Below are 5674 nucleotides of genomic sequence, written 5' to 3' on the forward strand. Positions count from 1 at the left end.
AGCGGAGCCAGATATCGATGCGCTCCTGCCTTGGAACTTCAAACACTAGCAGTGTCGCCCCGTGGGATCATGGGGCGGATACGATTCATCCTCGCTACAGCTTGCCTTTAGCGCTTCATACGCCTCTATGAATGCTTGCTGTTTTGCTTCATCAAACTTGTGTGGTATGCCTTTCGGTTGCTTGTAGCTAAAACCATTGTGGTGAAGCCATTTGTTCATCCCAGAAACAGTATAATTAAGTCCAAATGTCTCTTTAACGTAGGCGACAATTTGATGAGTATGAGAATAGGTTTTCTCAGTCAAATGCTCGATTAGGTGCATGGTTTGAGTCGTAGACATTTTGCTTTGGCTGCCACCATTTTCAGGCTTAAGCTTTTCAGAAAGAACGTAGTTGCTGAGGTGGCGAGCGACCGTCGATTCATGAATGAGAAGGGCTTGTGAAATCATAGTCTGACTCCAGCCTTCAGAAGCCAGCAAAACCGCCTTAATACGGTCGCAAACTCGACTATCACGTTCAATGTCGTGCATTTGTTCGAGTTGCAGTTTCTGTTGAGGAGTCAGTGTAATTTTCATGGTTAGTAGCATGATCCTGATTCTATTGAAAATCAAGCATCTTCAATGATCACGGGTATAGATCTGACACTTCAGTTTGAAAAGAAGAGAGTTACCTACTTTGATTAAGTATGCTGAATCTTAAGTCAAAGAGAAAGAGGTCACTCTCATGCTTCAGGTGGAACCACATTCCAAGAGTTCTGATCGTTACTTCTGATAAGTTTCTATTCCTTTTATATGGAATGCAACTCTCCAATAAAAAAGAATCTCAATCATACCAAATACAAGAACATCCCATATATTAGTCTGTAGTGGCATAATTAATGCGTAAAAGAGGAAAACTGAAAACAAAAACTTTATAAACATGACCCAACTTATTGCAAGAAACTTCACGATAAAGTGACTACCTTTGTCAGCTCCATTACATCGGTACGCATATAACACCCCAACAATACAAAGAAACACACTTAAAATTGACGCAACCAAGTCAAATATATTGGGTTCTTGATAAGGTATAGAAAGCGCTGCGCCAACTATAAGAATGTGGGCTATGAAATATTTAACAAGCTCATTTTCTTTTATAGTTCCAGTTATAAATTCTTCTTTCAACTTATCAATAGCCCAAAAGTACATCTGACCACCTTTATATTGAAATGTGATAACATATTAATAACTCCATTACCTCACCTTGTATACCAAACTAGATGTTTTATTGATTTACCCATAATCTTTGCCAGTCTTTTTGTTCACAAAAAGAGCCAATAACAAAACAAGCTGGTTCGAATATAGCACGAATCAATTTCCCTCTAATGGAACCTTTATCTAGAACATTCATCTGATAAGCTAACTCTATTGCACGATACTTGGCTATCGGAAGCATTATCTTTTCAAAAAAACTATGATTACGCATCAGTTCCACATAAGGAATAGCCCAATAATGGTATCCTCTTACGGTGGTAGCACTCAAGTTTTGCTGTGTGAACTCTAAGTCTGCTCTCCAAATATTACGCTCAATCATGCCCTTCTGGTAAAAGTGCGTACATATGACCCGACTTCTTCCCTTGCTTCTTCCCTTAGCCTCTTTATTCCTCTTATTATAATGGTCGATTTTCTCTTTTGTTCCCCAGTTTTTCTTTGCTCGATTAGCTATATTGTCTCTTTCATTCCAATAATACTTCGCCCCCTCCTTTGCAGCCTTTTTCCCTAGCTTCTTCAGAGCTTGACCCGCTAGGACTCCTGAACCTGATACATGTTCAGTTTGTTCAATGTCTAGTTCTCTCATAATGGCTCCATAATTGATTTATTGATTGATAAGTTAATTTCAATATATATAGATACTATGCAACTCAAAATTACGCCTTGTGACGAACAACTTTCAACCAAAATATTTCATTTATCACACAAATATGGGATCAAGATATCATATGTGTAATATTTTGTTTCTGGGAGTAGTTTGATTACGGTTAATGTGTATCGAGCGTAAGGGTTGTGGGAACGTTAATGTGTTTAGGGAAGAAGTGGTAATAGTTCAAAAACAGCGGTTATTTGGCAAAGTCATAGTAGCTCAGCCTGTATCTCTATATATGATATGTCTTTTGCTCTTTGTCATTTTTATCACAATTCTTCTTTATCTAAGCCAAGCTCATTATTCTCGTAAAGAAACGGTCAAGGGTTATCTAATCCCTGAAAAAGGAGTTGTTAAGGTCTATTCAAACAGAACTGGTGTAGTAGAAAGTTTTTATGTCAACGAAGGAGATCGTGTTGAACAAGGCAGCGAACTAGTTAAAATAAAAAACAGTCAGAGCCTATCCACTGGGATAGAGTTGTCCGTTGCACTAAGCCAAGAGCTTTCACAACAAATACTATCATTTGAACAAGAATATGATGCCGTAACGAATATGCATCAAAAAGATTTAACCCGTATTAATCACCAACTCAGACAGCTCAATAAGAGCTTATCTGCTATCTCAAATGCTAAACACACTAATCAAAAGAAGCTCAGCCTAAAAGAAAAACAGCTTCAAACTAACCAACAATTAAATGTCAAAGGGTACATCTCCTCAAGTCAATTTGACATTGTTCAAGAAGAGTACTTAGAGGTACTAGAAGCTAATGATCGTTTTGAGCGAGAGTTAGCCAGTATTCAAGCCGAGATCGCTTCGCTGGATTCGGAACGTTTAGCGTTACCTGAGAAGCTGATACTCAAACAAGCCGCAATCAAACGACATATCTCCGAGCTAAAAGCTCAAGTTACAGAGCTAGATAATCAGTATGAATTTATAAAAAAAGCTCCTGAAGCAGGAATTGTAACAGCTATACAACCATCTTTAGGAACCAGAGTAGATGCAAGTACCCCACTGCTCAGTATTATCCCTATCAATTCTCCTCTTGAAATTGAACTACTCCTGCCAACCCGTTCTGCGGGTTTTATGCAGTTGGGTGATCAAGTCAAAATTCGATTTGATGCTTTCCCTTATCAGAAATTTGGTTTCATTACAGGAGAAATATCTAATGTTGATAAGGCATTGATTCTCCCTACAGATAAAGTGCTCCCTATAAAAGTGGAAGAAGCCATATATAGAGTCAGAGCCAAACTTCATCGACAAACCATAAAAGCGTATGGCAAAGAGTTTCCATTGAAGGTAGGCATGATTGCTGATGCAGACATTATTTTAGAAAAACGCAGCTTACTAGAATGGCTACTAGACCCAATCTACATCATAAAGGGGAAAATTGGATGAATAACGAAGTAGCTTCATCTCTAAAAACTGGGGAATTAGCTGATATTTCAGCACTACTCTCATATTCAGGCAAACGCTGTGTCCCTCTTGTTATGCAATCTGAAGCCTCAGAATGCGGTCTAGCCTGCCTTGCTATGATTTCATCTTTCTACGGTCATCAGATTAATCTCTCCCCCCTTAGAAAGAAGCTTACACTTGATAGCAGTGGTATCAACTTACGACAATTAATGGAACTAGCTAGCCAACTGCACTTTTCTTGTCGCGCACTTCAATGCTCCTTAGAAGAAATAGGGCAGCTTAAGCTACCTTGTATTTTACATTGGGATATGCAGCATTTTGTAATACTCACAGGTGTGACAAAGAAGGCAATTTATGTAAATGATCCTGCTTTTGGTAAGCGAAAAATAACCTTAAAGGAGTTGAGCGACTCTTTTACAGGAATTGCTCTGGAACTAACACCAACTTCGTCTTTTAAGAAGCAAGATGAACGCGTGGTCATGAAACTGAATCAATTATGGGAAAAAATAACTGGCTTAAAACGTTCTCTTCTTTCTCTCTTTGCTCTTTCACTTGTACTTCAAGGTGCAGCCTTACTTTCACCCTACTATATGCAATGGATTGTTGATAATGTGTTGCTTAGCAATGATAAACCTTTGCTTGTGGTACTTGCTGTCGGGTTTTCATTACTAATGCTCATTCAAACAGGGGTTAACGCACTGCGAAGCTGGATAATACTACGGTTTAGTAGTGCGCTAAATTTGCAGATGGGAGCAAACCTGTTTCATCACCTACTCAGATTACCAATAAGCTATTTTGAAAAAAGACACATAGGAGATATCGTTTCGAGGTTTGGCTCTCTTTCAGCCATTCGAGAAATGCTTACAACAGGACTTATCGAAGCTTTAATTGACGGCGTAATGGCTTTGATTGTGCTCGTGATGATGTACCTTTACAATCCAGTGCTGGCAACATTAGTTGTTGGCGTAGTCCTTATCTCTTTCGTTATTCAAGTAGGATTTTATTACCCGAATCGACAAATAACAGAAGAATCCATTATTGCTGAAGCTAAAGAAGATACGACGTTTCTAGAGTCCATTAGAGCTATTCAGACCATCAAGATATTTTCTCATGAAACAAGCCGTCAAAATACTTGGCTCAATCGCTATGCAGATGTCATCAATACCAATATCCGATTAGGTAAACTAGATATTGCTGAAAGTTCCCTCAATAGCATTTTGTTTGGTTTGGAATCTATATATGTAGCTTACTTTGGTGCTTTGCTCGTTATGGAGGGCAACCTGACCGTAGGTATGTTACTTGCGTTTATCGCTTACAAAGGACAATTTACCTCAAGTTTAACCAGCTTCATCGATAATATCTTGTCATTCAAGCTGCTAAGCTTACACTTAGAGCGCTTGTCAGATATCACGTTACAAGAAAAAGAGCATCATCAACTTGATGTTACCTCACTCTCACAAACTATCCAGGGTAATCTTAAGTTAGAGAATATCAGCTTTCGTTATGCAGATAATTCTGAGCTAGTTCTAAATAATATCAACCTTGAAATTAAAGCTGGTGAGTCAATAGTCATTGTGGGAACTTCTGGTTGTGGGAAAACGACCTTACTAAAAGTCATTCTGGGGCTTCTAAAACCAACTTCTGGGCGTATTTATTTGGATGATGTGGATGTGAGTGAGATGGGACTCAACGAGTACCGAAAACATTTTGGCGCAGTGATGCAAAACGATATGTTACTATCAGGTACACTTGCAGAAAACATAACATTATTTGACTCTAATTATGATGAGGAAAAGCTCAATGAATATTGTCGCCTGGCCTGTATTAAGGATGATATCGCAACACTACCTATGGGCTACCATTCACTAGTTGGCGATATGGGTTGCAACTTTTCAGGAGGTCAATTACAACGATTACTCTTAGCTAGAGCACTATATAGAGAGCCTAAAATCTTATGTTTAGATGAATCAACCAGCCATCTAGATCAACAGAATGAAAATTGGATAAACGACAATATTAAAAATTTGCCTATGACTCGGATCATCATTGCTCATAGGAAAGAGACAATAGCATCGGTAGAAAGAGTGATTAATCTAAATGAATATAACAAAAAATGTAACTATTCACCCGCTAGCTATTGACGTCAGTTTGGGCTAAAAACGCTGGCGTCTGATAATCTACTTTGAGCATATGATGTTCGACTATTTCACGTAGCCAATTATAGGCAGAGAGCTGCTGAAGTTTCGCTGTCTCGATAAGCGAGAACATCCGCTCACGGAACGTAAGCGCCCCATGATCCCACGGGGCGACACTGCTAGTGTTTGAAGTTCCAAGGCAGGAGCGCATCGATATCTGGCTCCGCT

Annotated in this window: 4 protein-coding genes and 2 pseudogenes; 2 read left to right on the plus strand and 4 right to left on the minus strand. The window is 38.9% G+C overall.

The genetic code is table 11. From position 1 onward, the window contains the following. Window positions 1–84 precede the first annotated feature (84 nt). The 3 genes and pseudogenes from ACQEXR_RS19560 to ACQEXR_RS19570 all read right to left on the minus strand — a co-directional run. Window positions 85–573: pseudogene (locus tag ACQEXR_RS19560) on the minus strand (helix-turn-helix domain-containing protein); the annotation flags it as partial. Window positions 574–759: 186 nt separating this feature from the next. Further along, the gene (locus ACQEXR_RS19565; protein ID WP_427020966.1) at window positions 760–1185 is read right to left on the minus strand and encodes a hypothetical protein; all 426 of its coding nucleotides are present in this window, start codon (window positions 1183–1185) and stop codon (window positions 760–762) included. Window positions 1186–1261: 76 nt separating this feature from the next. After that, the gene (locus ACQEXR_RS19570; protein WP_427020967.1) at window positions 1262–1834 is read right to left on the minus strand and encodes a hypothetical protein; all 573 of its coding nucleotides are present in this window, start codon (window positions 1832–1834) and stop codon (window positions 1262–1264) included. A gap of 220 nt (window positions 1835–2054) precedes the next feature. On the opposite strand from ACQEXR_RS19570, the gene ACQEXR_RS19575 reads away from it, so the two are divergent. Next, on the plus strand, window positions 2055–3293 hold the full coding sequence (locus tag ACQEXR_RS19575; protein WP_427020968.1) for an HlyD family secretion protein: 1239 nt from the start codon (window positions 2055–2057) through the stop codon (window positions 3291–3293). Then, entirely contained in the window at window positions 3290–5452 is a 2163-nt protein-coding gene (locus tag ACQEXR_RS19580; protein ID WP_427020969.1) for a peptidase domain-containing ABC transporter, read from the plus strand. Before ACQEXR_RS19575 ends, ACQEXR_RS19580 begins: the two co-directional genes overlap by 4 nt. On the opposite strand, the pseudogene ACQEXR_RS19585 reads toward ACQEXR_RS19580, so the two are convergent. Beyond that, window positions 5442–5674, minus strand: a pseudogene (locus ACQEXR_RS19585) (hypothetical protein); the annotation flags it as partial. The gene ACQEXR_RS19580 and the pseudogene ACQEXR_RS19585 sit on opposite strands and share 11 nt — an antisense overlap.

Source organism: Vibrio sp. TRT 2004, assembly GCF_050113735.1.
Lineage (GTDB): Bacteria > Pseudomonadota > Gammaproteobacteria > Enterobacterales > Vibrionaceae > Vibrio.